The sequence below is a fragment of the Actinomadura rugatobispora genome, from assembly GCF_042656285.1.
In the GTDB taxonomy this organism is placed as follows: domain Bacteria; phylum Actinomycetota; class Actinomycetes; order Streptosporangiales; family Streptosporangiaceae; genus Spirillospora; species Spirillospora rugatobispora.
This window is the reverse complement of the sequence record NZ_JBHSON010000018.1, coordinates 94,752-118,148: the sequence shown is the minus strand read 5'-3', so window position 1 is coordinate 118,148 and position 23,397 is coordinate 94,752. Positions and strand designations below refer to the sequence as shown.

Here is a 23,397-nt window from a genome sequence, read left to right as displayed (position 1 = left end):
GGCCATGGACGTGACCCCATTCTGGCTGGCCGGTCGGCCCGCGACCGGTGACGAGGAACTGACCGTTACCCACCCCTACGACGGACGCGTCGTGGGGACCGCCGCCGTACCGACCCCGGACCAGGTCGAACAGGCCGTGGCCGCGGCCGACGCGATCCGGCGGGAGGCGGCCGCGCTGCCGCTGCACGTGCGCGCCGAGGCCCTGGCGCACGTGTCGGCGCGGCTGAAGGAGCGCTCCGAGGAGATCGCCCGGCTCATCACCTCCGAGAACGGCAAGCCGCTGCTGTGGGCGCGCGGCGAGGTGACCCGCGCGATCGCCACGTTCCGGTTCGCCGCCGAGGAGACCCGCCGCTGGAGCGGCACCACCCAGCGGCTCGACACCGACCCGGCCGCGGGCGGCCGGATGGCCTACGTCGCCCGCGTGCCCAAGGGCTCGGTGCTGGGCATCTCGCCGTTCAACTTCCCGCTCAACCTCACCGCCCACAAGATCGCCCCGGCGATCGCGGTGGGCGCCCCGATCGTGGTCAAGCCCGCCCCCGCCACCCCGCTCTCGGCGCTGCTGCTGGGCGAGCTGCTGGCCGAGACCGACCTGCCCGAGGGCATGTTCTCGGTCCTGCCGGTGCCCAACGACCGGGCCCCCGGCCTGGTCCAGGACCCGCGACTGCCGATCGTGTCGTTCACCGGCTCGGTCCCGGTCGGCTGGTCGATCCGCGACTCGGTCCCGCGCAAGCACGTCACGCTGGAGCTCGGCGGCAACGGCGCCGCGGTCGTGCTGCCCGACTCCGACCTCGACTGGGCGGCCTCCCGCATCGGTCTGTTCTCCAACTACCAGGCCGGGCAGAGCTGCATCGCGGTGCAGCGGGTGTACGTCGACCGGTCGGTGTACGACGACTTCGTCCCCAAGCTGGTCGAGTCGGTCAACGCGCTGGTCACCGGCGACCCGTGGGACGACAAGACCCAGGTCGGCCCGCTGGTCAGCCAGGACGCCGCCGAGCGGGTGGAGTCCTGGGTGGACGAGGCGGTCGCGGCGGGCGCCGAGGTGCTGGCCGGCGGCACCCGCGAGGGCGCCGCGTACGCGCCCACCGTGCTGGCCGGCGTGCCCGCCGACGCCAAGGTGCAGCGCGAGGAGGTCTTCGGGCCGGTCATGCTGGTCCAGCCCGTCGACGGCGTGGACGAGGCGTTCGACCTGGTCAACGCGTCCACGTTCGGGCTCCAGGCCGGGGTGTTCACGCGGAACCTCGACATCGCGTTCCGGGCGCACCGGGAGCTGGACGTCGGCGGCGTGGTGATCGGCGACGTGCCGTCCTACCGGGCCGACCAGATGCCGTACGGGGGCGTGAAGGACTCCGGGGTCGGCCGCGAGGGGCTGCGCTCGGCGATGCTGGACTACACCGAGGAGAAGGTCATGGTCCTCACGGGCCTGCCCCTCTGAATCTCGGAATCTCCGACCCGACGGATCGACGGCGGGCCAGGGCCATCACGGCCCTGGCCCGCCCTCCCAATTGCATAGGAGGGGCCTTGACCGGCGTACCGTACGAGGAATGGCTTGCCCGGGCCGAGAAGCTCGACCCGTACACCGGCCTCCACATCGACGGCGCGTTCTCTCCCGGCGCGGGCGAGCTGCCCGTCGTGTCGCCGCGCGACGGCGCCGTGATCGCCCGGGTCGCCGCCGCGGACGCGGCCGACGCCGACCGTGCGGTGGCCGCCGCGCGGCGCGCGTTCGACGAGGGCCCGTGGCCGCGGCTGGCGCCCGCCGAGCGCAAGGCGGCGCTGCTGCGCTGGGCCGATCTGGTGGAACGTGACAGGGAGCGGCTGTCGCTGCTCATCAGCCTGGAGATGGGCAAGCCGATCACCGAGGCGTACGGCATCGAGCTGCGCGCGGTGATCGGCTGCCTGCGCTGGTACGCCGAGGCCGCCGACAAGCAGCTGGACGAGTCGCCGCGCACCGGCGGGGGTTCGCTGGCGCTGGTCACCCGGGAGCCGGTGGGCGTGGTCGCGGCGGTCGTCCCGTGGAACTTCCCGCTGACCATGGCCGCCTGGAAGCTGGCCCCGGCGCTCGCCGCGGGCTGCACGGTGGTGCTCAAGCCGGCCGAGGAGTCGCCGCTGTCGGCGCTGCACCTGGCCGCCCTGGCCGCCGAGGCGGGGCTGCCGCCCGGGGCGTTCAACGTGCTGAACGGGCGCGGCGAGGTCGCCGGGCGGGCGCTGGGCGAGCATCCGGGCGTCGACGCGGTCGCGTTCACCGGGTCCGGCGAGGTCGGGCGGCACTTCCTGCGGTACGCGGCCGACTCCAACCTCAAGCGGGTCTGGCTGGAGCTGGGCGGCAAGTCGCCCAACATCATCCTGCCCGACGCGCCCGACCTGGACGCCGCCGCCGACACCGCCGCCTGGGGGATCTTCTTCAACGCCGGGGAGATGTGCTCGGCGCCGTCCCGGCTGCTGGTGCACCGCTCGGTCGCCGGCCGGGTGCTGGACCGGATCGTCGCCCGCGCCGGGGCGATCCGGGTCGGCGACCCGCTCGACCCGTCCACCGAGATGGGCCCGCTGGTGTCGGCCGCGCAGCGGGAGCGGGTGCTGTCGTACGTGGCGGCCGGCGGCGACGGCGGGGCCCGGCTCCGCGCGGGCGGCGGCGGGCGGCCGGACGGCGTCCACGAGGGTGGGCACTTCCTGCGGCCGACGGTGTTCGACCGGGTCGAGCCCGGGATGGCGATCGCCCGCGAGGAGATCTTCGGGCCGGTGCTGGCGGTGCTGGAGTTCGACGACGCCGAGGAGGCCGTCCGGCTGGCCAACGGCACCGACTACGGGCTCGCCGCCGCCGTGTGGACCTCCGACCTGTCCACCGCGCACCGCGTGTCCCGCGCGCTGAAGGCCGGGACGGTGTGGGTGAACTGCTACGAGGAGGGCGACATGAGCGTGCCGTTCGGCGGGGTGAAGCAGTCCGGCCACGGCCGCGACAAGTCCCTGCACGCCCTCGACAAGTACACCGACCTGAAGACCACCTGGATCGAGCTGTGAGCAGGCCGCTGATCGCCCTGCCCGCCCGCTTCTCCACCAGTGCCTCGGCGCTGCGGTACCGCGCCGAGGTCGCCGCCCGCGCGCTGGTGGAGGCGGTGTGGCGAGGCGGCGGCGAGCCGTTCGTCATGCATCCGGCCGACCCGGCGGGCGCGGCCGCGCGGCTGGCCCGCTGCGACGGCGTCCTGCTCCCCGGCGGCGGCGACCTGCACCCCCGCCACTACGGCGCCGCCGACGAGCACGAGGCGCTGTACGACGTGGACGAGGAGCAGGACGCGTTCGACCTGGCCGTGGCCGAGCACGCCCTCGCCTCGGGGCTGCCGCTGCTGGCGGTGTGCCGGGGGCTGCAGGTGGTGAACGTGGTCCGCGGCGGCACGCTGCGCCAGCACATGGACGCCGAGCACCGCCACCTCGTCCACCCGGTCGCGGTCGATCCGGGCACGCTGCTGGCCAAGATCCTGGACGCGGGCGAGGCGCGGGCGTCCTGCTACCACCACCAGGACCTCGAGGTGCTGGGCCGCGGGCTGGCGGTGACGGCGCGCGCCGCCGACGGCGTGATCGAGGGGGTCGAGTACGCCGATCCGGGGCGGGAGGCCGGGTGGTTCCTGGGCGTCCAGTGGCATCCGGAGGACACCGCCGCCACCGACCCCGCCCAGCAGGCCCTGTTCACGGCCCTGGTAACCGCCTCCGCACCGTAATCGGGGCCGGGCTGGCTCAGTCGCGCGGGACGGTCCCCACGGTCCGGTAGCGGTGGTCGCGGGCGGCCAGCCGGTCGGCGGCGGGGAGCGCGGACAGCCCGGCCAGCGCCCGCGCGACGGCCCCGGCCGCCCGGACGCAGAACTCCTCGGGCTCGTCGGCGGCGTCCGGGCGCTCGTCCACCACCTGGTCGGCGATGCCGTCGCGCAGCAGATCGGCCGAGCGGACGCCCTGCGCCCCGGCCATCTCCGCCGCCCGGTCCGGTGTCCGGTGCACGATCACCGAGGCGCCCTCGGGCGGCAGCGGGGACAGCCAGGCGTGCCGGGCGGCCAGCACCCGGTCGGCGGGCAGCAGCGCCAGCGCCGCGCCCCCGGTCCCCTCCCCCAGCAGCAGGCAGACGGTGGGCACGGGCAGGGTGATCAGATCGGCCAGGCAGCGGGCGATCTCCCCGGCCAGCCCGCCCTCCTCCGCCTCGGCCGACAGCACCGCGCCCGGCGTGTCGACCACCGTGACCAGGGGCAGGCCCAGCTCGGCGGCCAGGCCCATCCCGCGCCGGGCGACGCGCAGCCCCGCCGGGCCGAGCCGGTGGCCCTCGCGCTGGCTGCGGCGGTCCTGGCCGACCACGACGCAGGCCGCGCCGCCGACGCGGGCCAGCGCGAGCAGCAGCCCGGGGTCGGCCTCTCCCTGCCCGGTCCCGGACATGAGGGTGACGCGGCCGGTCCCGTACCGCAGCAGCTCGCGCACGCCCGGCCGCGCGGGGTCGCGCGAGCGTTCGATCGACTCCCAGGCCGATCCGCCGTCCTCCACGGCGACCGCCCCGTCCCCCGGCGAGGAGCCCGCGAGCGCGCCGGGAAGCCTGGTCGAGCCCGCGGGACGGACCTCATGGCCATCGGGCGCCCGCCGCGCGGACAGGACGTCCAGCGCCCCCGCCGCGACCTCCGCGAGCTCGTCGATCCCCACGACGGCGTCGACCAGGCCCTTGGCGAAGAGGTTCTCCGCCACCTGGACGCCCTCGGGGAACGGCTCCCCGTACAACCCCTCGTACACGCGCGGCCCCAGAAACCCGATCAACGCGCCCGGCTCGGCGGCGGTCACGTGCCCCAGCGAGCCCCAGGAGGCGTAGACGCCGCCCGTGGTCGGATGCCGCAGGTAGACCAGGTACGGCAGCCCCGCCGCGCGGTGCCGGGTCACCGCCGCGGTGATCCTGGCCATCTGCACGAACGCGGCCGTCCCCTCCTGCATCCGGGTGCCGCCCGACGACGGCGCCGCCACCAGCGGCAGCCCCTCGGCGGTGGCGCGCTCCACCGCGGCCACGATCCGCTCCGCGGTGGCCAGCCCGATCGAGCCCGCCAGGAACCGGAACTCCGACACCACGTAGGCCACCCGCCGCCCGCGCAGCAGCCCCTCCCCGGTGATCACGGCCTCGTCGCAGCCGCTGCGCTCGCGGGCGGCGGCCAGGTCCCGGCCGTACGGGGAGTCCGGGTCGGCGACCGGGAGCGGCTCGACGTCCCAGGACCGGTGGCCGTCACCGTCCAGCACCCGGCGCAGCAGTTCGCGCGCCCCCACCCGGCCGCCCGCCGATCCCGGCATGCTGTCCCCTCCCGCGCCCGGCCGCCGCCGGTTCCACACGTTTCGTTCGAGTTCGTTCAACCTAGGACAGGTCGCGGGGGACGATCAGGCCAGGGGGATGCGGAGGATGAGCCGGGCGCCGTCGGGGCACTCCCCGACGACGAGCGAGCCGCCGTGCGCGTGCGCGATGTCGCGGGAGATCGGCAGCCCCAGTCCGGTGCCGCCCGCGTCGCAGCGGCGCCCCTCGGCCAGCCGCTGGAAGCGCTGGAAGACCCGTTCCCGCTCCTCGCGCGGGATGCCGGGTCCGTCGTCGGCGACCATCATCAGGGCGTCGCTGCCGTCGCTCCCGACCGCCACCCGCACCCACGACCTGGCGTGCCGCTCGGCGTTGTCCAGCAGGTTGGTCAGCAGGCGTACCAGGTGGGCGCGCACGCCCGACACCTCCACGCCCTCGTCGGTCTCCAGCTCGATCGGCACCCGCGACCGGACGGCGCGCCGGGCGGTCTCGGTACGGACCAGCGCGCCCAGGTCGATCCGCTCCCGCTCGCCGGGGGCGCCGGACTCCAGCCTCGCCATCATCAGCAGGTCCTGGACGATCCGCTGCAGCCGGTCGGCGTCGGACAGCACCGCCTGCGCCACCCGCGGCCAGTCCTCCTCGTCGGGATCCTGCAGCGCCGCCTCCAGCTGGGTGCGCAGGCCGGTCAGCGGGCTGCGGAGCTCGTGCGAGGCGTCGGCGACCCAGGCCCGCTGCCGCTCGCCGAGGTGCTCCATCCGCTCCAGCGTGACGTTCACGGCACGGGCCAGCTCGGCGACCTCGTCGTGCCGGTCGGGGACGCTGACCCGGCGCGCCCCGCGGCGCTTGGTGATCAGGTCGAGTTCGGAGGTCATCACGCCGACCGGGCGCAGCGCCCGTTCGACGGCGTGCCAGACGATCCAGCCCACCAGGGGCAGGCCCAGCACCAGCCCCAGGCCCAGGCCCAGCAGGAGGGCGAGCGTGGTGCTGCCGATGTGCCCGACCGGCACCGCCACGAACATGGCCAGGACGCCCAGAAGCAGCAGCGCCCCGGCCATCGCGGTGGCCAGGGCGGTCAGCCGTGCCTGCATCGACCAGTGCGATGGGGACCACCGCGTGACCGGATGCGACATTCCGGCGCCCTCCCCGGGTAGCGCGCGGTCGTGCACCGCGCCGCGTCCGCACCTGGGGGTGAGCGGAATGGAGTGTTCTACCTTCTCTAGGGCTTGTTGTAACCCTCCCATTGCCGGTGAAACAACGGCTCAGGTCAAGGATGAGCCGCCTGGGAGGAGTCGCCGGTGACCGGGACGGGCCGTGCCGTCGCCGTCCCGGTCACCGGACGGCCCCCGCCGTAAGAGCGCCCCGAACGGCGGGGACGACCTGGCCGGCCCACTCCGCGAGCACGGAGCCGGGCCGGGGGGTCTCGCCGGCCGCGCCGGGCGGCCGGATGATCGTTTCGAGTTCGGACTCCAGCAGCGCCAGCCCCGGGGAGGGCACCGTGGCGCCGAGCTCGACCAGCAGCGGCCGCAGGTGCACCTCGACCGCCAGCGCGTGCTGAGGCGCGCCCATCACCAGCACCGGGAGCGCGACGGCGCCGTGCAGCGCGCCGCCGGCGATCCGGTCGAGGAAGACCTTCAGCAGGCCGGTGTAGGTGGCCTTGTAGGTGGGGCTGGCGACCAGCAGCACCTGGGCCGCCTTGACGCGTTCGAGGGCCGCGGCGACCTCCGCCGGGGGCGTGGCCTCCAGCAGTCCCGGTCCGTACTCGGACAGGTCGATCACGCCGGGCTCGCCGTCGATGCCGGCCGCCTCCGCGACGGCGCGGGCGGCGGCGACCGCGGCGGCGGCCGTACGGGATCCGGGACGGGGATTGCCGATGATGACCTCGAAGCTCACGAACCTCATCCTGGTCCATGTTCCCCACTAAGTCAACCAATTAGATAGGAAACATCCGAGGGAATCCGCGACCAGCCGCACCGGACATAAGAGGGCAAGAGCGGGGGAGGACCCCCAAAAAGGATCGATGCCCGCGCGGAACGGCGCCTCCCACCCCTGGGGTGCCGACCGCGCGGACATCGCCTTCGGTGCCGCCAACCGCTCGCTCCGCGCGCCGAGGAGGATCCGACGGAGCCGGGCGATTGCCGAACTGGAGATAACTCTGCCCTGTCCGAATGCCATCGGGGCTACATCGAGGTGACGAACACGTTTCCTGCAATCTGTGTTCATACGGCACCATACTGTGCACATGATCGGGGGCTGGACGGACTGGAGTGACGAAAGGGGCCGACGGGTCAAGCATGGACGGGCACGCCACCGGATCCCCCGCGCACGAATCCACCCCTGTGCGCGAATCCCCGACGTACGACGTACGCCCGCTGGAGGCGGGTGATCCGCGGACGGTGGGCGGCTACTCCCTGCTCGGCCGGATCGGCGCCGGCGGGATGGGCACGGTCTACCTCGGCCGCCGCTCCGACTCCGACCGGCGGGTGGCGGTGAAGACCATCCACCCCCATCTCGCGGTCGACGCCGCGTTCCGGGACCGGTTCCGCGACGAGGCCGTCCTGGCCGGGCGGGTCGCCTCCTTCTGCACCGCGCGCGTCCTGGCGCACGGCGAGGAGGACGGCCGCCCCTACATCGTCAGCGAGTACGTCGGCGGGATGTCGCTCCAGCACCGGATCACCGCGGGCGGGCCGATGCCGGACGCGGACGCGCACGCGGTGGCGGTGGGCGTGGTGTCGGCGCTGGCGGCGATCCACTCGGCCGGGCTGGTGCACCGCGACCTCAAGCCCGCCAACGTGATGCTGACCCTGTCCGGCTGCCGCGTGATCGACTTCGGCATCGCCCGCTCCCAGGACACCCCCGGCACCCTCACCTCCGCCGGGACCGTCCTGGGCACGCCCGGTTGGATGGCCCCCGAGGTGCTGCGCGGCGGGTACGCCACCCCGGCGGCCGACATCTTCACCTGGGGCTGCCTGGTCGCGTACGCCGGGACGGGCCGGATGCCGTTCGGGGAGGGCGAACCGGCCGCGGTCGCGCTGCGCGTGATGCGCGAAGAGCCCGATCTGGACGGGCTGCCCGTGGCGCTGCTCAACGCGGTGCGGCCCGCGCTGGCCAAGGACCCGCGCGACCGGCCCACCGCGTCCGGCCTGCTGCTGGCCCTCGTCCAGGGAACCGGCCGTCCGGCGCCCGCGCCGTCCGCCACCGCGGCCCTCCCCCGCCGGGAGGCACGGAAGGCGGCCCGGAACGGCGGCGCGGCGCGCAACGGGACCGTCCCAAGGACGAGCCCCAGGAACAACGCCCGCAACGGCGCGGGCAACGGCGGAAAGGCGCTCGGCCGGCCGGTCGCCGCGCCGCCGCGTCCGGCCTCCTCCTCCGGTGCCGGCGACGAGGGCCCCGACACGGCCGCCTTCACCGTGATCGGGCACGTCGGGGCGCGCTCGTCGACCCGTGTCCGGCTGCTGGCCGGAGTCGGGGCGGCGGTGGCGACCCTGCTGGCCGGCGGACTGATCATTGGAATGAGCGGGGCGGGCAGGGACGCGGTCCCGGCGTCGTCGACGTCGGCGACGCCCCCCTCGGCACCGGCCTCCGGCACCACCTCGCGCGCCCCGGTGCGGCGCGTGGTGCCGGTCACGCCCCGCCCGTCCAAGCGGCACCCCGGCCAGCGGCAGTCCCGCGACCAGAAGGGCAAGAACAAGGGCGAGGGCAAGACCGGCGGAAGGAACAGGGGCAGCGGCGCTCCCTGAGCCCTGGGCCCAGGGGATGGGGCGCGCCGTGGGATCAGGTGCGCCAGATCAGCACGAGGGCGCAGTCGTCGTCGCGGGCCGCCGCCATCGTCTGGACCAGCTCCCTGGCGCCCTTCCGGAAGCCCTCGGGGACGAGCCGCTCGGCCTCACCCAGCAGCCGGTCGATGCCCGCGTCCAGGTCGCGGCCGGGCGACTCCACCAGTCCGTCGGTGTAGAGCATGAGCGCGTCGCCGGGCTTGAGCCTGCCGTGCTCGGGGACGCAGCGCAGGTCGGGCACCACGCCCAGCACCACGCCCTTGGCCGTGCCGACGTGCCAGGTGCCGGTGGCCGACTCGAACTGCACGGCGGGCGGGTGGCCCGCCGACTCGACCGTGAAGTCGCCGGTCTTGAGGTCGAGCACCAGATGGACGGCCGTGACGAAGCCCTCGTCCCAGCGCTGCCGCTGGAGATAGGTGTTGCAGGCGGGCAGGAAATGCTCGGGCTGGAGCGATCCAAGCAGCCCACCGAAGGCGCCGGACAGCATCAGGGCCCTGGTGCCGGCGTCGGTGCCCTTCCCGGACACGTCCACCAGCGCGACCTCCAGCGTCTCCCCGTCGCAGTTCGACACCACGAAGTCGCCGCCGAACGACGACCCGCCCGCCTGGAGGAGCACGACCTGGGAGTCCCAGCCCTCCGGCAGCTCGGGCATCTCGCCCTGGCGGCGCAGCCGGTCGCGCAGCTCCAGCAGCATCGAGTCGCCGCGCAGCCCCTGCACGCCGAGCCGCTGCCGGGTGCGGGCCAGGGTGAGGGCGAGCACCGCCGTGACGCCCAGCGTGGCGATCATGACGGGCCCGACGCCCTGCGGGTCCTTCCAGTCGTTGTAGCCGACCATGACCACGACCACGCACAGCAGCGCCACCAGGCTGCGCACCTTGAGCAGCAGGCCGCCGCCGAGCACGGCCAGGAACAGCGCGCTCAGCGGGGCCCAGGCCTGCGACACCGGCGCGCTGAACCCGATCACCAGCGTCAACACCGCCAGGGCCGCGAAGACGTTCCGTTCACGGGTCAGCCTGCCGCGCCGCAGCCACCCGTAGACCCGCACGAGGATCGGGATCCGGCGCAGGAAGGCGCGGACCCTCGGCGGAAGGAGGTGGACCAGACGTTGCAGCATGACTCCGGCACTGTATCGAGCATCCGGCCCGACCGGCGCCCATCCGCGCCAGCGATCACCGGTTGCGACGATCCACTACGCCCCCGTGGTCCCACCTTGCCCCCGAGCCCGTCCAGGATCACACTCCGTGGCCGCCGCCCTTGCCAGGAGGTGGGGCCGGTGGTGTCCAATGGACGCACCGAACCGGCCGTGCGCGGGCGAGCGGGAACGAGCGAGGAGGTCGCGGTGGGTCAGCCGGGAATGCGGATCACGGTGGACGCGGCGATGCGGGCGCGGGACATCTCCCGGCCGCGCCCGGACGGCGAGGAGCCCCCGCCGCCCAGGCCGGCCGCCGCGCCGGAGGCGGCCGAGCCGGGCAAGCGGGGCAAGGCGGCCAAGAACGAGCGGCGCCGCCAGGACAAGCGCGGCGGCGCCCGCAAACCGCCCGCGCCCTGACCGCGCCCTGACCGTCTAGAGGGGCGGGACCTCTCCGGTCTCCTCGTACTCGCTGAGCATCTGGATCCGGCGGGTGTGGCGCGGCTCGTCGGAGTACGGCGTCTCCAGGAAGATCCGGACGAACTCCGTGGCGGTGTCCAGGTCGTGCTGGCGCGCCCCGATGCTGATGACGTTGGCGTCGTTGTGCTCGCGGGCGAGCCGCGCGGTGTCCTCGTTCCAGACCAGCGCGGCCCGCACGCCCCCGACCTTGTTGGCGGCGATCGCCTCGCCGTTGCCCGAGCCGCCGATCACGATGCCCAGGACCCCGGGCCACTCGGCGGCGGTCCGCTGGGCGGCCCGCAGCACGAACGGCGGGTAGTCGTCGACGGCGTCGTACACCGGCGCCCCGCAGTCGACCGGCTCGTGCCCGTTCGCCTTCAGCCAGGCGACCAGGTGCTCCTTGAGCTCGAAGCCGGCATGGTCGCATCCAAGAAACACGCGCATGGCCAAGATTGTCCCAGGTCCGCCGACCCGCCGGCGCCCCGGGGCGGCGATCAGCCCGGGATCGGGACGGGGAAGCGGAAGCCGTGGTCGACCTGGGCCTCCAGGTCCTCGCCGACCGCCCGGTTGGCCCAGCTCCGCGCGTTCTTGACGTGGAACTCCACGGCCTGGCGGCGGAACCGGTCCCAGTCGCGCTCGCGGGCGTCGACGGCCGCGACCATGCGGTCGAGCGCGTCGCGGTTGGCGGCCTCCAGCGCGATCCCGTCGCGGCCCTGCTCCATGGCCCGGACGGAGGCGGACTGGCCGAGCCAGGTCAGCAGGTCGCCGCCGACGTGCTCGCGCAGGTAGGCCACGTCGCCGTCGCCCTGCACCTTGTTGCCGACGACGGTGATCGCGACGTCGTAGTCGCGGGCGTACTCGGTGTACTGGCGGTAGACCCCGACGCCCTTCCGGGTGGGCTCGGCGACCAGGAACATCAGGTCGAACCGGGTGAACAGCCCGGAGGCGAAGGTGTCGGCGCCGGCGGTCATGTCGACGACGACGTACTCGCCGGGGCCGTCGACCAGGTGGTTGAGGTAGAGCTCGACCGCGCCGGTCTTGGAGTGGTAGCAGGCCACACCCAGGTCGTCGTCGTTGAACGGGCCGGTGGCCAGCAGCGTGACCCGGCCGGCGGCGCCGCCCGAGCGGACCGCGACGTCGCGGCCCAGGGCGTGCACGGGGTCGTCGCCGCCGAGCCGCAGCAGCCGGGAGCCGGAGCCGGGCGGGGTGGTCTTGACCATGGCGGCGGCCGAGGAGATCCGCGGGTTGTCGCCGCGCAGGTGGTCCTTGATCTCGGGGAGCCGGTCGCCCATGGCGGGGATCGCGGCCGCCGTCTCGTCGTCCAGCCCGAGCGCCGCGCCCAGATGCTGGTTGATGTCGGCGTCGATGGCCACCACCGGCAGCCCCCGGGCGGCCAGGTGCCGGATGAACAGCGACGACAGGGTGGTCTTGCCGCTGCCGCCCTTGCCGACGAACGCAACCTTCACGAATGCCTCGATTCGGATATGAAAACCGTTGCCATTTCAGGTGGACGAGTCTTCCCGAAGCGCGGTGCGGCAGGCAAGCCGAATCCCCGAACTAGCCCGAAGGGGCCAGAAGGGCATGACCGGAGCGACTCCCCGGGGTTCAGCCGCGCGAGCGCGCGGCCGCCGCCGGATCGAAGCCGAACGGCAGCTCCAGCCGGTGCTCGGCGAGCAGCGGGGCGTCGCCCAGCAGGTCGAGCGTGGGCGCGTCGGCGGCGATCACGCCGCCCGACAGGATCAGCGACCGCGGGCACAGCTCGGCCGCGTACGGCAGGTCATGGGTGACCATCAGCACGGTCACCTCCAGCCCCAGCAGGATCTCCGCCAGCTCCCGGCGGCCCGCCGGGTCCAGGTTGGACGACGGCTCGTCCAGCACCAGGATCTCCGGCTCCATCGCCAGCACCGTCGCCACCGCGACCCGGCGCCGCTGCCCGAAGCTCAGATGCTGCGGCGGCCGGTCGGCGACCTCCAGCATGCCGACCCGGCCCAGCGCGACCTCCACCCGGCGGTCCAGCTCGGCGCCGCGCAGCCCCAGGTTGGCGGGGCCGAACGCGACGTCCTCCCGGACCGTGGGCATGAACAGCTGGTCGTCAGGGTCCTGGAAGACGATCCCGACCCGACGCCGGATCTCCCGCAGCGCCTTCTTGTCCTTGGGGTCCACGGTCATCCCGCCGACCCGGACCGTTCCCAGCCCGCCGTGCAGGATGCCGTTCAGATGCAGGACGAGGGTGGTCTTGCCCGCCCCGTTGGGGCCCAGCAGCGCCACCCGTTCACCCTGGCCGATGGTGACGTCGACGCCGTACAGGGCCTGGGTCCCGTCGGGGTAGGCGTAGGCGAGCCCACTCACTTCCAGGGACGGAGCACTCGTCATGGCCCCATCCAAGCGGCCAGGGCGACCAGGCCCGCCGCCAGGGGGAGGGCGGAGGCCGTCCACCACTGCGCGGCGGAGGCGCCGACGTCGTGCAGCACGGGCATGCGGCCGTCGTACCCGCGGCTCACCATCGCCAGGTGCACCCGCTCCCCGCGCTCGTACGAGCGCAGGAAGAGCGCGCCGAGCGAGCGGGCCAGGACACCCGCGTCCCGCATGCCGCGCGGCTCGAAACCGCGGGCGGCGCGGGCCACCCGCATGCGGCGCAGCTCGCCGGCCACCACATCGCCGTACCGCAGCATGAACGCCGCGATCTGCGTGAGAAGCTGCGGCATCCGCAGCCGCTCGATCCCGAGCAGCAGCAGCCGCGGCTCGGTGGTGGCGGCCAGCAGCACGGACGCGACCACGCCGAGGGTGCCCTTGGCCAGGATGTTCCAGGCGCCCCACAGGCCGTCCTCGCTCAGCCGCAGCCCCAGGACGGCGACCTTCTCACCGGTCGCGACGAACGGCAGCGCCAGCGCGAACGCCACGAACGGCACCTCGATCGCCGTCCGCCGCAGCACCAGCCCGTACGGGACGCGGGCCACGGCGGCGACGGCGGCCAGCAGCACCGCGTACACCGCGAACGCCCAGATCCGCTCGCGCGGCGTGGCCACGACCACCAGCACGAACGCCAGCAGGGCGACCAGCTTGCACTGCGGCGGCAGCCGGTGCACCGGCGAGCTCCCCGGAACGTGCAGCCGGTGGGCGTGGCCCCCGCCCATCTAGGCGTCCCGCGACGGGGCGGGCGCGGACGCCGCGCGCTCCGCACCGGCGTCCTCTCCGGCGACCGGGGCGCCGCGGCGGCGCAGCACCCAGAACAGCCCGCCGCCCACGGCCAGGACGGCGGCGACGCCGATCACGCCGGACAGCCCGCCCGACAGCCGGGCGTCGTCGATCCCCTTGACGCCGTAGTCGCCCAGCGGGGAGTCCTTGAGCGCGTGGTCCTTCTCCTCGGCGCTGATCCCCTTGTCGCCGGCGACCTTCTCCAGGCCGTCGGGGTGGGAGCTGGCGTAGTAGCTGACGATCCCGGCGAGCACCAGGGTCACCAGCAGGGCGGCGGCGAAGAAGCGCTTGGTGGTCATGACCGTCCCTCCGCGGGCTCGGCCGGCGCGCCGGGCGCCGGGGCGGACTCTCCGGCGGCGGGCCGCCGGGTGCGCAGCGTCACGGGCTTGATCAGGTCGCGGGCGCCGTGGACCAGGTCCGGCCGGACGGCCAGCACGCTCGACACGGCGAACGCGGTGATCAGGCCCTCGCCGATCCCGATCAGCAGGTGCACCCCCAGCATCGCGGCGGCGACGGTGCCGATGGGGACGTCGGTGGTGCCGCCGACGGCGTAGATCAGTGTGAAGGCCAGCGCGGAGGCGGGCACCGACACGGCGGCCGCGACGAACGCGGCGCCGCTCGCGGCGGGCCGCGACGCGGGCAGCACCTTCAGCAGCAGCCGGAACAGGCCGTACCCGACCGGGACCGTGACCAGGGCCATCAGCGTGATGTTGACCCCGAGCGCGGTGAGCCCGCCGTCGGCGAACAGCAGCGCCTGCAGGAGCAGCACCACCGACACGCACAGCACTCCCGCGTACGGCCCGACCAGGATCGCCGCCAGCGCGCCGCCGAGCAGATGCCCGCTGGTCCCGGAGGCCACCGGGAAGTTGAGCATCTGCGCGGCGAACACGAACGCGGCGGTCAGCCCGGCCAGCGGCGCGGTGCGGTCGTCCAGCTCCCGGCGGGCGCCGCGCAGCGACACGGCCACGCCCGCGACGGCCACCGCGCCGGCCGCGAGCGAGACCGGCGCGTCGATGAATCCGTCCGGCACGTGCACGATCATCACCATCCCTGCGGAGATGTTGGGACAGGCCCAGTGTGGGCGCGAGATGGCGGCAGCTGCAAGAGTGTCGCAACAGCTCACATCTCGCGCAGATCATCGCAGCGCACGGTGGACGGGACGGCGGCGGGGCCCGCCGAACGGCGGGCCCCGGAACAGCCGAAGATCGAATCAGTCGGGATCAGTCGAAGATCGGGTCCCTGGTGCGGGTGCGCTTCAACTCGTAGAAACCATCCGTGGACGCCACCGCCAGCACTCCGTCCCAGAGCTTCACGGCGGCCTCGCCGCGCGGGATCGGGGTGACGACCGGGCCGAAGAAGGCGCTGCCCTCGACCTCGATCACCGGGGTGCCGACCTCCTGCCCCACCCGGTCGATGCCGTCCTTGTGGGACGCGCGCAGCGCCTCGTCGTATTCCTCGGAGTCGGCCGCGCCGGCCAGGGCCGGGTCCAGGCCCGCGGCCTCCAGGGCGGCGATGTAGGTGGCCTTCTCCCTGGGCAGCTTGTCATGGTGGAAACGGGTGCCGAGCTCTGTGTAAAGGGTTCCCAGCACCTCGGGGCCGTATTTCTGCTCGGCGGCGATGCACACGCGCACCGGGCCCCAGGCCGTCTTCAGCATCTCTCGGTAGTTCTCGGGGATGTCCTTGTCCTCGTTCAGGACGGCCAGGCTCATCACATGCCAGCGCGGCTCGATCGGGCGCAGCGCGGCGACCTCGTGCACCCAGCGGGAGGTGATCCACGCCCACGGGCACAGCGGGTCGAACCAGAAGTCGACGGGGGTGCGGGTCTCGGGGGACGACTCGGACGACAAGGCAGCCTCCTCAGGCCGTTCACAGACAACTCCTCTGCGGCAACCCCCCACCGCGGACCCCCATTCCCACTTGCTCTACCTGACCAAGGGATTTTGCTGAGATTCCCCGCGAGGTCTGCGGCTGTTCCGACCCGTTCCGGCCCGTTCCGGTCTGTTCCGGACAGCGCCACCGCCACCTGGCCGTACCGGTGACGCGCCACCGCGCCCCAACGGCCGACCCGGTTGGTAGACATGGAGCGACAGCTATCGGGACAGCCAAGGAGTACATGTGGCAGGCAACCTCACGCGCGACGAGGCGCGGGAACGGGCCCGGCTGCTCACCGTCGACTCGTACGAGGTCCATCTCGACCTGACGACCGGCGCGGAGCGGTTCGGTTCCACCACCGTGATCAAGTTCGGCTGCGCCGAGCCGGGCGCGTCGACCTTCGTGGACCTCCACGGCGCCGAGGTGCGGGAGGTCGTCCTCAACGGGACCGCGCTCGATCCGGCGTCCTACGACGCCGAGAAGGGCCGGGTCCCGCTGCCGTCCCTGGCCGCGTCCAACGAGCTGCGCGTGGCGGCCGACTGCGCCTACTCGCGTTCGGGCGAGGGCCTGCACCGGTTCGTCGACCCGGTCGACCAGAGCGTGTACCTCTACACGCAGTTCGAGACGGCCGACGCGCACCGGATGTACACCTGCTTCGACCAGCCCGACCTGAAGGCGACGTTCGCGCTGCGCGTCACCTCGCCCGCGGACTGGAAGGTGATCACCAACGAGGCGTTCGCGACCGACGGCGCCCGCACCGGCGAGTGGCGCTTCCCGCCGACGCCGCGGGTCTCGACCTACATCACGGCGCTGATCGCGGGGCCGTACCACGAGGTCACCGGCGAGTACCGGCGGGCCGACGGCGGCGTCATCCCGCTCGGCGTGTACTGCCGCGCGTCGCTGAGCGAGCACCTGGACGCCGAGGCGATCCTGGACGTGACCCGGCAGGGCTTCGCGTTCTTCGAGGACGTCTTCGACCTGCCCTACCCGTTCGGCAAGTACGACCAGCTGTTCGTGCCGGAGTTCAACGCGGGTGCGATGGAGAACGCGGGCGCGGTCACGTTCCTGGAGGACTACGTCTTCCGGTCGCGGGTCACCGACGCGGCCTACGAGCGGCGCGCCGAGACGATCCTGCACGAGATGGCGCACATGTGGTTCGGCGACCTGGTCACCATGCGCTGGTGGGACGACCTGTGGCTGAACGAGTCGTTCGCGACGTACATGAGCGTGCTGTGCCAGGCCGAGGCCACCAAGTGGACGGGGTCGTGGACCACGTTCGCCAACCTGATGAAGGCGTGGGCGTACCGGCAGGACCAGCTGCCCTCCACCCACCCGATCGCCGCCGACATCCCCGACATCCGGGCGGTGGAGGTCAACTTCGACGGGATCACCTACGCCAAGGGCGCCAGCGTGCTCAAGCAGCTGGTGGCCTATGTCGGCCGCGACAACTTCCTGGAGGGCGTGCGGCGCTACTTCCGGCGGCACGCCTGGGGCAACACCGTCCTGGCGGACCTGCTGGACGCGCTGGAGGAGACCTCGGGCCGCGACCTGACGGCGTGGTCGAAGGAGTGGCTGGAGACGGCCGGGGTCAACACGCTGCGTCCCGAGTACGAGGTGGACGCGGACGGGAACTTCGCCTCGTTCGCGGTGCTGCAGGAGGCCAAGCCGGAGTACCCGACGCTGCGGTCGCACCGGATCGCGATCGGCCTGTACGACCGGACGCCCGAGGGGATCGTCCGCCGCGAGCGGGTCGAGCTGGACATCGTGGGCGCCCGGACCGAGGTGCCCGAGCTGGCCGGGCGGAAGCGTCCCGACCTGGTGCTGGTGAACGACGACGACCTCACCTACGCCAAGATCCGCCTGGACGAGCTGTCGCTGCGGACGCTGGTCGAGGGCATCGGGGAGATCCGGGACGGGCTGCCGCGGGCGCTGTGCTGGTCGGCGGCCTGGGACATGACCCGGGACGCGGAGCTGTCCACCCGCGACTACGTGCGGCTGGTCATCAGCGGCATCCGCGGCGTCACCGACATCTCGGTGGCGCAGACGCTGCTGCGGCAGACCCGTACGGCCGTGCAGCAGTACGCCGCCCCGGCGTGGCGCGAGGAGGGGCTGCGGCTGATGGCCGACGCCCTGCGCGAGCTGGCGGAGGGGGCGGAGGCCGGTTCGGACTTCCAGCTCGCCTACGTGCAGGCGTTCGCGGCGTCCGCCACCGGGGAGCACCTGGACCTGGTGGCCGGGCTGCTGGACGGTTCGGCGACCCTGGAGGGGCTCAAGGTCGACACCGAGCTGCGCTGGGCGCTGCTGCGGCGCCTGGTGGTCACCGGCCGCGCGGGCGAGGCGGAGGTCGCGGCCGAGGTGGAGCGCGACCCGACGGCGGCGGGCGAGCGGCACGCCGCGGCCTGCCGCGCCGCGGTGCCGACGGCCGAGGCCAAGGCCGCGGCGTGGGAGCGGATCATCGGCGGGGAGCTGCCGAACGCGGTGTACCGGGCGACGCTGGGCGGGTTCGTGGAGCCCGACCAGGCGGAGCTGCTGGTGCCGTACGTCGACCCGTACTTCGCCGAGGTGGGCCGGATCTGGAAGGAGTGGAGCAGCGACATGTCCCAGACGTTCGCCGAGGTCGCCTATCCCTTCCTGGTCGTGGAGCAGTCGACGATCGACCGTACCGAGGCCTATATCGCCGAGCACGCGCCGCCGCCGGCGCTGACCCGGCTGCTGTCGGAGGGCCGTGACGGTGTGGCCCGGGCGCTGCGCGCCCGGCGCAAGGACGCCGAGTCCGCCTGAGTTCGGTCCGGCCGCGGGGCCGCCCCCACCGGTGCCCTTGGGCGTCCGGGGGCGGCCGCGCGGTCGCGGGACGGTGGTGGCTCGGCGGAGAATGGTGGCTGTGGAGACGGCACGGGACGTTCTGACGGCGCTGGCGCGCAGGCACGCCTTCGGGGACATCGAGGCGCTGGCCGGGGCCGGGGTGGTGCCGTCGGCGGAGACGGCGTCGTTACGGGCGTTGTGCGCGTTCGGGCAGCGGGTGCTCGATCTGGACGCCGAGGACTTCGGCATGCCGGAGGAGGTGGGGGAGGTCCCCAAGGACCTGCTCGACCGGGCCCGCGCCAGCCGGATGCCGCAGGCGCCCAGGGAGCGGCCTCGCGGTGCCTTGGCGAGCCTGCGCCCGGCGTACTCGCTGCTGCTGGAGGTCGTGGCGATCCGCTGGGAGCGGCGGGAGATGGCCGCGCTGGTGGCCGCGGTGCACATCGCCAGCGAGTACCTGGCGCTGCTGGCGTGGGAGCCGGTGCTGGGGCACGCGGGCGATCCGGCGCTGATAGGCGGGTCGGTGTCGGGTCCGGGGAGCCGGTTCGGGGTGCCGCTGGAGCCGGGCGCCGAGCGCAACTGCGACCACACCCGTCCGGAGCGTTCGGCGTGCGAGCGGACGCTGCGGGTCGCGACGGAGCCGCCGCCGGGGTGGCGGGCCTACCTCGACCGGCAGCACAGCCAGGTGGCGCAGGCCCTGGGCGACTGCGCGGCGCGCTGCCGCACGCCGTGCACGGTGATGACGCGGCTGGACGAGGGCGTGCGCGCGGATCTGGTGGAGCGCTGCAAGCTCGCCTCCGACTTCACCGACGGGGCGCTGGTGAAGCTGCGGCACGCGGCTCCGGTCGGTCATGGTTTCGGGGTGCCGTCTCCGGAGGAGGTGCAGGCGGCCTGGGCGCGGGCGCGCTCGTCTCTGCGCCGGAACCCGCTGGGCAAGGCGGCGCTGGCCGGGGACGATCGCGACGGGTATCCGCTGCCGGGCCTGCCGGGGCTGTTCTCCGCGATCGCCTCGGCCCGGATCGAGCCGGACACCCTGCTGGACGAGGTCTCCACCCGCCTCGTCACAGCCCTCGCCTGAGGCGCTTCAGGGAAGCCTGGCCTCGTCCTCGGGACGATGGGTGAGCGCCCTGAGGGGCGCCAGGGCGGCTTCCAACTGGGGGCGGCCGGGGAGGTCGTCCAGGAGGACGGGGTCGCCCTTGGCGTCGGCGAGGGCCACCCGCCAGTTGGGGTACTCGTCGGTGGTGCCGGGCTGGTTCTGGGTGCGGCGCTCCCCCACTGCGTCGGCCAGGGAGATCCCTATGAGGCGGGCCGGGGTGCGGACCAGGAAGGCGTGCAGGGCCGTGGCCACCTCGGCGTCGTAGCGGGTGGAGCCGCCTCCCGGGGCGTCGGCCGTCACGGCTTCGAGGATCTCTCCGGGCGGGGTGGTGAGGAGGCCCTCGTCGTGGAGGAGCCCGAGCCAGTCGGCCAGGTGCGTGCGGTGGTCGGCCAGTTCCTCTTCCAGGGGGCGGGTGAGCAGTTCGAGCCGTTTGCGCAGCTCGATGTGGTCGCCGTGCAGGAAACCCGTGATCGGGGGCATGTCGTGGGTGCCGACGGTGGCCAGTGACTTCTCGCGCCAGTCCCGGGGCTTGCGGGGGCGGCCCTCGGCGTCCCGCTCGAACCAGAGGAGGGATGTTCCCAGGATGCCCCTGTCGGCGAGGTCGTCGCGTACGTCGGGTTCGACGGTCCCCAGGTCCTCCCCCACCACGACGGCCCCGGCCTGGGATGCCTCCCAGACGAGGGTGGAGAGCATCGCGTCACGGTCGTAGGCGACGTACGTCCCGTCGGCCGGGGAACGCCCTTCGGGGACCCACCACAGGCGGGAGACCTGCATGGCGTGGTCGAGGCGGAGTCCTCCGCCGTGCCGCAGGGCCGCGGCGAGCATCCCCCTGAACGGGAGGTAGGCGGCCTCGGCGAGACGGCCGGGATGCCAGGGCGGCTGGCCCCAGTCCTGGCCGAGCTGGTTGAACTCGTCCGGGGGCGCCCCCACGCTCATGCCGGGGGCGAACATGGGGCGGTACATCCAGGCGTCGGCGCTGCCGGGGTGCACGCCCACGGACAGGTCGTGGACGATCCCGATGGGCATGCCCGCGGCGCGGGCGGACGCCTGGGCCGCGGCGAGCTGCTCGTCGAGCTGCCACTGCAGCCAGGCGTGGAACTCGACGCGGTCGGCGAGGCGCTTGGCCGCGTGCGCGACGGCGGGGTTCTCCGCGTCGCGCAGCTCGGCGGGCCAGCGGCGCCAGTCCGCGCCGTGCTCCTCCCCCAGGGCGCTCCAGGTGGCGAACGCCGTCAGCGGTGCCCCCTCGCGGTGGCGGTACCACTCGTAGGCGCGCTGCCGTTCGGGGCCGCGGGGCAAGGCGTAGAGCGTTTCGAGGGCCTCCCGCTTGGCCTCCCATACGGCGTCGCGGTCGAGGTAGCCGCCCCCGGCCCCCTTCTTGGAGCCGACGTCGCGGGCCCCGGCGGCCAGGGCGGAGAACCGTTCGCGGTCCTCAGGCGAGAGCGCGGCGTACTCTGGGACGTCCTCCACCCTCAGGTAGAGCGGGCTGGCGAACCGCCGGCTCATGGGCGAGTAGGGGGACGGGCCTATGGGCGTGGCGGGTTCGGTGGCGTGCAGGGGGTTGACCAGGACGAAGCCCGCGCCGAGGTCCCGTCCACTCCAGGAGGCGAGGTCGGCCAGGTCGTGCAGATCCCCCAGGCCCCACGACTCCTTGGAGCGCACCGAGTAGAGCTGCGTGGTGAATCCCCAGGTCCGCTGTGGCGGGTGCAGGCGTTCGGGGGTGAGGAGCAGGGGAGCGCTCTCCTCCCGCCCTTGGTCGCGGACGCGCACGCGCACCCGGTGCCAGCCCTCCGGGGTGCCCTGCGGCAGGTGGTACTGCTTCATCAGCCCTTCGGGCGTGCGGACGCTCGTCCCGTGCAGCTCTGCCGAGCCGCCCGTGGACATGTCCAGCCACACCTCGGTCGCCGCCCGCGCGTTCCACGGGATCCTGATGGCCGCGGGGCGTCCCGCCCGCTGGAACAGGATCGGCGGGAGCAACCGGGCGCGCCGCTCCTCCTCCAGGCGGGCCAGTGTCTCCCGTACGGCCTCGGGCGTGGAGACGTCCGCCCCCAGGGCGGTGAGGACCGCTCTGAGGGTGCCCTGGGAGACCTCGGTGTCCCGGCCACGCCAGTCGGCGTAGCGGGTCGCTACGCGATGCGCCCGAGCCAGCTTGTTCAGTTCTGCATCCGCCACGCTCTGACCCTGCCCCTTAGTCGCTGCTTGCTCCCCTCCGGTACGCATTACCCGTATCAAGCGCCCTACCCCACACTGGCGGCAGGCCGGGGAAGGTCACTCGTTCCAGATGGGCGGCTTGCGGTCGATCCAGGGGCGGGCCTCCTCCAGCTGCGCGGACAGGGAGATGAGCGTGTCCTCCCCGCCCAGGCGGCCCGCGAGCATGACGCCGATGGGCAGGCCGTCGGCGTTCCAGTACAGCGGCACGTTCACCGCGGGCTGGCCGGACACGTTGTAGGGGGCGCAGAAGGGCGTGAAGTGCTTCTGCCGCGCGAAGTTCTCCTCCGGCTCCTGGCCGTGGAAGTAACCGATGGGCGCCGGGGGCTGCGCCAGGGTCGGGTGCAGGATCGCGTCGAACTCGTTCATGACGGGGAACGCGCTGCGCAGCGCCGCCTGCAGCATGGCGTGGGCCCCGAACAGCTCGGGCGCGCTGGTGGCGTGCCCGCGCTCGCGCAGCCACCGGGTGAGGGGCTGCAGGAGGTGCTCCCGCTCGGGCTCGACGGGCGTGAGGGTCGCCATGACGCCCCAGAGCGTCTCGAAGATGGGCACGAGGTCGGGGCCGAGCACCTGGGGCAGTTCCACGACCTCGTGGCCGAGCTCCTCCAGAAGCAGCGAGGCGTCCTCGTACGCGGCGACGCAGTCGGGATGGACCTCGGCGTCCGGCACCACCGGCTCACGGCTCCGAGCGATCCGCAGGCGGCCCGGGGGACGCTCGGCCGCGTCGAGGTAGGACCCCTCGCGCGGAGGCGCCAGGTAGAGGTCTCCGGGCATCGGGCGGGCCATCACGTCCAGGAGGAGGGCCGCGTCCCGGACGGTCCGCGCGATCGGCCCGTTGGCCGACAGGCCGAACAGGTCGGGGACGATCGGCCCCTGCGAGATCCGGCCCCGGGTCGGCTTGATCCCGAACAGCCCGCAGACGCTGCTGGGAATGCGGATCGAGCCGCCGCCGTCGCTGCCCTGCGCGACCGGCGCCAGCCCGCCGGCGACCGCCGCGGCCGCCCCGCCGCTGGAGCCGCCGGCCGACCGGGTGAGGTCCCAGGGCGTCCGGGCCGGAGGCGCCACGGCGTTTTCGGTGTAACAGGGCAGACCGAATTCGGGGGTCGAGGTCTTACCTGGAAGGACAGACCCCGCTTCCCTCAGCAGTAGGACGACATTGTCATCGGCAAACCCGGACAGATCGGTAAAGACCTCCGAACCGAAGGTCATCCGGACGCCGTCCACCATGTTGAGGTCCTTGATCGGCACCGGGACGCCCAGCAGCGGCGGCAGATCGGCGGGATCGGCGGCCTCCATCAGCCGTTTCTCCGCCCGCTCCGCCTCCTCACGGGCACGATCGGCGGTGACCGTCACATAGGCGCCCAGCCTGGGGTTCAGCCGCTCGATCCGCTCCAGGTAGTGGTCGGCGACCTCGACGGGGGAAAGCTCGCGGGAGCGAATCGCGGCGGCCAGCCGCATGGCGCTCAGATCATGGGTATGGGTCACACCGCGGAACGCTAGACGGCGGATGCCCCAGCATCAAAGATGACAAGGACGACAAGCCACGAAAGAGGGATGAGCACCGCCGTACCCGGCGGCG

20 protein-coding genes are annotated in these 23,397 nt (G+C 73.7%); 7 read left to right on the top strand and 13 right to left on the bottom strand.

The annotated features are described in order from the left end of the window. Positions 1 to 4 precede the first annotated feature (4 nt). The 3 genes from ACFPZN_RS15420 (at position 5) to ACFPZN_RS15410 (ending at position 3,707) form a co-directional block, all read left to right on the top strand. On the top strand, positions 5 to 1,432 hold the full coding sequence (locus ACFPZN_RS15420) for an aldehyde dehydrogenase family protein (protein WP_378282636.1): 1,428 nt from the start codon (positions 5 to 7) through the stop codon (positions 1,430 to 1,432). A gap of 86 nt (positions 1,433 to 1,518) precedes the next feature. Further along, positions 1,519 to 3,012: an aldehyde dehydrogenase family protein gene (locus ACFPZN_RS15415; protein ID WP_378282635.1), complete on the top strand. Its 1,494-nt coding sequence runs from the start codon at positions 1,519 to 1,521 to the stop codon at positions 3,010 to 3,012. Continuing rightward, positions 3,009 to 3,707 (top strand): gamma-glutamyl-gamma-aminobutyrate hydrolase family protein, encoded by a 699-nt coding sequence (locus ACFPZN_RS15410; RefSeq protein ID WP_378282634.1) that lies wholly within the window; start codon positions 3,009 to 3,011, stop codon positions 3,705 to 3,707. The genes ACFPZN_RS15415 and ACFPZN_RS15410 overlap by 4 nt, the downstream gene beginning before the upstream one ends. Before the next feature lie 16 nt (positions 3,708 to 3,723). Here the strand turns inward: ACFPZN_RS15410 and ACFPZN_RS15405 are convergent, their stop codons facing one another. The 3 genes from ACFPZN_RS15405 to ACFPZN_RS15395 all read right to left on the bottom strand — a co-directional run bounded on the left by ACFPZN_RS15405 (position 3,724) and on the right by ACFPZN_RS15395 (position 7,189). Then, positions 3,724 to 5,295, bottom strand: coding sequence for a carboxyl transferase domain-containing protein (locus ACFPZN_RS15405; RefSeq protein ID WP_378282633.1), 1,572 nt, complete (start codon positions 5,293 to 5,295; stop codon positions 3,724 to 3,726). A gap of 84 nt (positions 5,296 to 5,379) precedes the next feature. After that, positions 5,380 to 6,378 (bottom strand): sensor histidine kinase, encoded by a 999-nt coding sequence (locus ACFPZN_RS15400; protein WP_378282632.1) that lies wholly within the window; start codon positions 6,376 to 6,378, stop codon positions 5,380 to 5,382. 241 nt (positions 6,379 to 6,619) lie between these two features. Continuing rightward, positions 6,620 to 7,189, bottom strand: a complete 570-nt coding sequence (locus tag ACFPZN_RS15395; RefSeq protein ID WP_378282631.1) for an NADPH-dependent FMN reductase — start codon at positions 7,187 to 7,189, stop codon at positions 6,620 to 6,622. Positions 7,190 to 7,626: 437 nt separating this feature from the next. Between ACFPZN_RS15395 and ACFPZN_RS15390 the strand changes: the two genes are divergently transcribed. Beyond that, entirely contained in the window at positions 7,627 to 9,027 is a 1,401-nt protein-coding gene (locus ACFPZN_RS15390; protein ID WP_378282630.1) for a serine/threonine-protein kinase, read from the top strand. Positions 9,028 to 9,061: 34 nt separating this feature from the next. On the opposite strand, the gene ACFPZN_RS15385 is transcribed toward ACFPZN_RS15390, so the two are convergent. After that, complete coding sequence (locus ACFPZN_RS15385) at positions 9,062 to 10,177, bottom strand: PP2C family protein-serine/threonine phosphatase (RefSeq protein WP_378282629.1); 1,116 nt, start codon at positions 10,175 to 10,177, stop codon at positions 9,062 to 9,064. Between the two features lie 225 nt (positions 10,178 to 10,402). Here ACFPZN_RS15385 and ACFPZN_RS15380 point away from each other — a divergent pair, with 225 nt between their 5' ends. Next, entirely contained in the window at positions 10,403 to 10,612 is a 210-nt protein-coding gene (locus tag ACFPZN_RS15380; protein WP_378282628.1) for a hypothetical protein, read from the top strand. Between the two features lie 15 nt (positions 10,613 to 10,627). On the opposite strand, the gene ACFPZN_RS15375 is transcribed toward ACFPZN_RS15380, so the two are convergent. The 7 genes from ACFPZN_RS15375 to ACFPZN_RS15345 all read right to left on the bottom strand — a co-directional run bounded on the left by ACFPZN_RS15375 (position 10,628) and on the right by ACFPZN_RS15345 (position 15,693). Further along, positions 10,628 to 11,095: a ribose-5-phosphate isomerase gene (locus ACFPZN_RS15375; protein ID WP_378282627.1), complete on the bottom strand. Its 468-nt coding sequence runs from the start codon at positions 11,093 to 11,095 to the stop codon at positions 10,628 to 10,630. Positions 11,096 to 11,145: 50 nt separating this feature from the next. Next, positions 11,146 to 12,117, bottom strand: a complete 972-nt coding sequence (locus ACFPZN_RS15370) for an ATP-binding protein (RefSeq protein ID WP_378282626.1) — start codon at positions 12,115 to 12,117, stop codon at positions 11,146 to 11,148. A 139-nt stretch (positions 12,118 to 12,256) separates the two neighbouring features. Continuing rightward, positions 12,257 to 13,024 carry an energy-coupling factor ABC transporter ATP-binding protein gene (locus tag ACFPZN_RS15365; protein ID WP_378282625.1) on the bottom strand — a complete coding sequence of 256 codons (768 nt, stop codon included), beginning with the start codon at positions 13,022 to 13,024 and terminating at the stop codon, positions 12,257 to 12,259. Beyond that, positions 13,021 to 13,785 (bottom strand): cobalt ECF transporter T component CbiQ, encoded by a 765-nt coding sequence (gene cbiQ, locus ACFPZN_RS15360; RefSeq protein WP_378282624.1) that lies wholly within the window; start codon positions 13,783 to 13,785, stop codon positions 13,021 to 13,023. The genes ACFPZN_RS15365 and cbiQ overlap by 4 nt, the downstream gene beginning before the upstream one ends. After that, complete coding sequence (locus ACFPZN_RS15355; protein ID WP_378282623.1) at positions 13,786 to 14,145, bottom strand: PDGLE domain-containing protein; 360 nt, start codon at positions 14,143 to 14,145, stop codon at positions 13,786 to 13,788. Continuing rightward, a complete protein-coding gene (locus tag ACFPZN_RS15350; protein ID WP_378282622.1) occupies positions 14,142 to 14,888 on the bottom strand; it encodes an energy-coupling factor ABC transporter permease in 747 nt (248 codons plus the stop codon). Before ACFPZN_RS15350 ends, ACFPZN_RS15355 begins: the two co-directional genes overlap by 4 nt. Before the next feature lie 178 nt (positions 14,889 to 15,066). Further along, entirely contained in the window at positions 15,067 to 15,693 is a 627-nt protein-coding gene (locus tag ACFPZN_RS15345) for a mycothiol-dependent nitroreductase Rv2466c family protein (RefSeq protein WP_378282621.1), read from the bottom strand. A 268-nt stretch (positions 15,694 to 15,961) separates the two neighbouring features. Between ACFPZN_RS15345 and pepN the strand changes: the two genes are divergently transcribed. Both pepN and ACFPZN_RS15335 read left to right on the top strand, forming a co-directional pair. Continuing rightward, entirely contained in the window at positions 15,962 to 18,499 is a 2,538-nt protein-coding gene (gene pepN / locus ACFPZN_RS15340) for an aminopeptidase N (RefSeq protein WP_378282620.1), read from the top strand. Between the two features lie 100 nt (positions 18,500 to 18,599). Beyond that, complete coding sequence (locus ACFPZN_RS15335; protein ID WP_378282619.1) at positions 18,600 to 19,595, top strand: hypothetical protein; 996 nt, start codon at positions 18,600 to 18,602, stop codon at positions 19,593 to 19,595. Positions 19,596 to 19,601: 6 nt separating this feature from the next. Here the strand turns inward: ACFPZN_RS15335 and malQ are convergent, their stop codons facing one another. Both malQ and ACFPZN_RS15325 read right to left on the bottom strand, forming a co-directional pair. After that, positions 19,602 to 21,782, bottom strand: a complete 2,181-nt coding sequence (gene malQ, locus ACFPZN_RS15330; protein ID WP_378282618.1) for a 4-alpha-glucanotransferase — start codon at positions 21,780 to 21,782, stop codon at positions 19,602 to 19,604. Between the two features lie 96 nt (positions 21,783 to 21,878). Continuing rightward, complete coding sequence (locus tag ACFPZN_RS15325) at positions 21,879 to 23,303, bottom strand: amidase (protein WP_378282617.1); 1,425 nt, start codon at positions 23,301 to 23,303, stop codon at positions 21,879 to 21,881. Positions 23,304 to 23,397 lie beyond the last annotated feature (94 nt).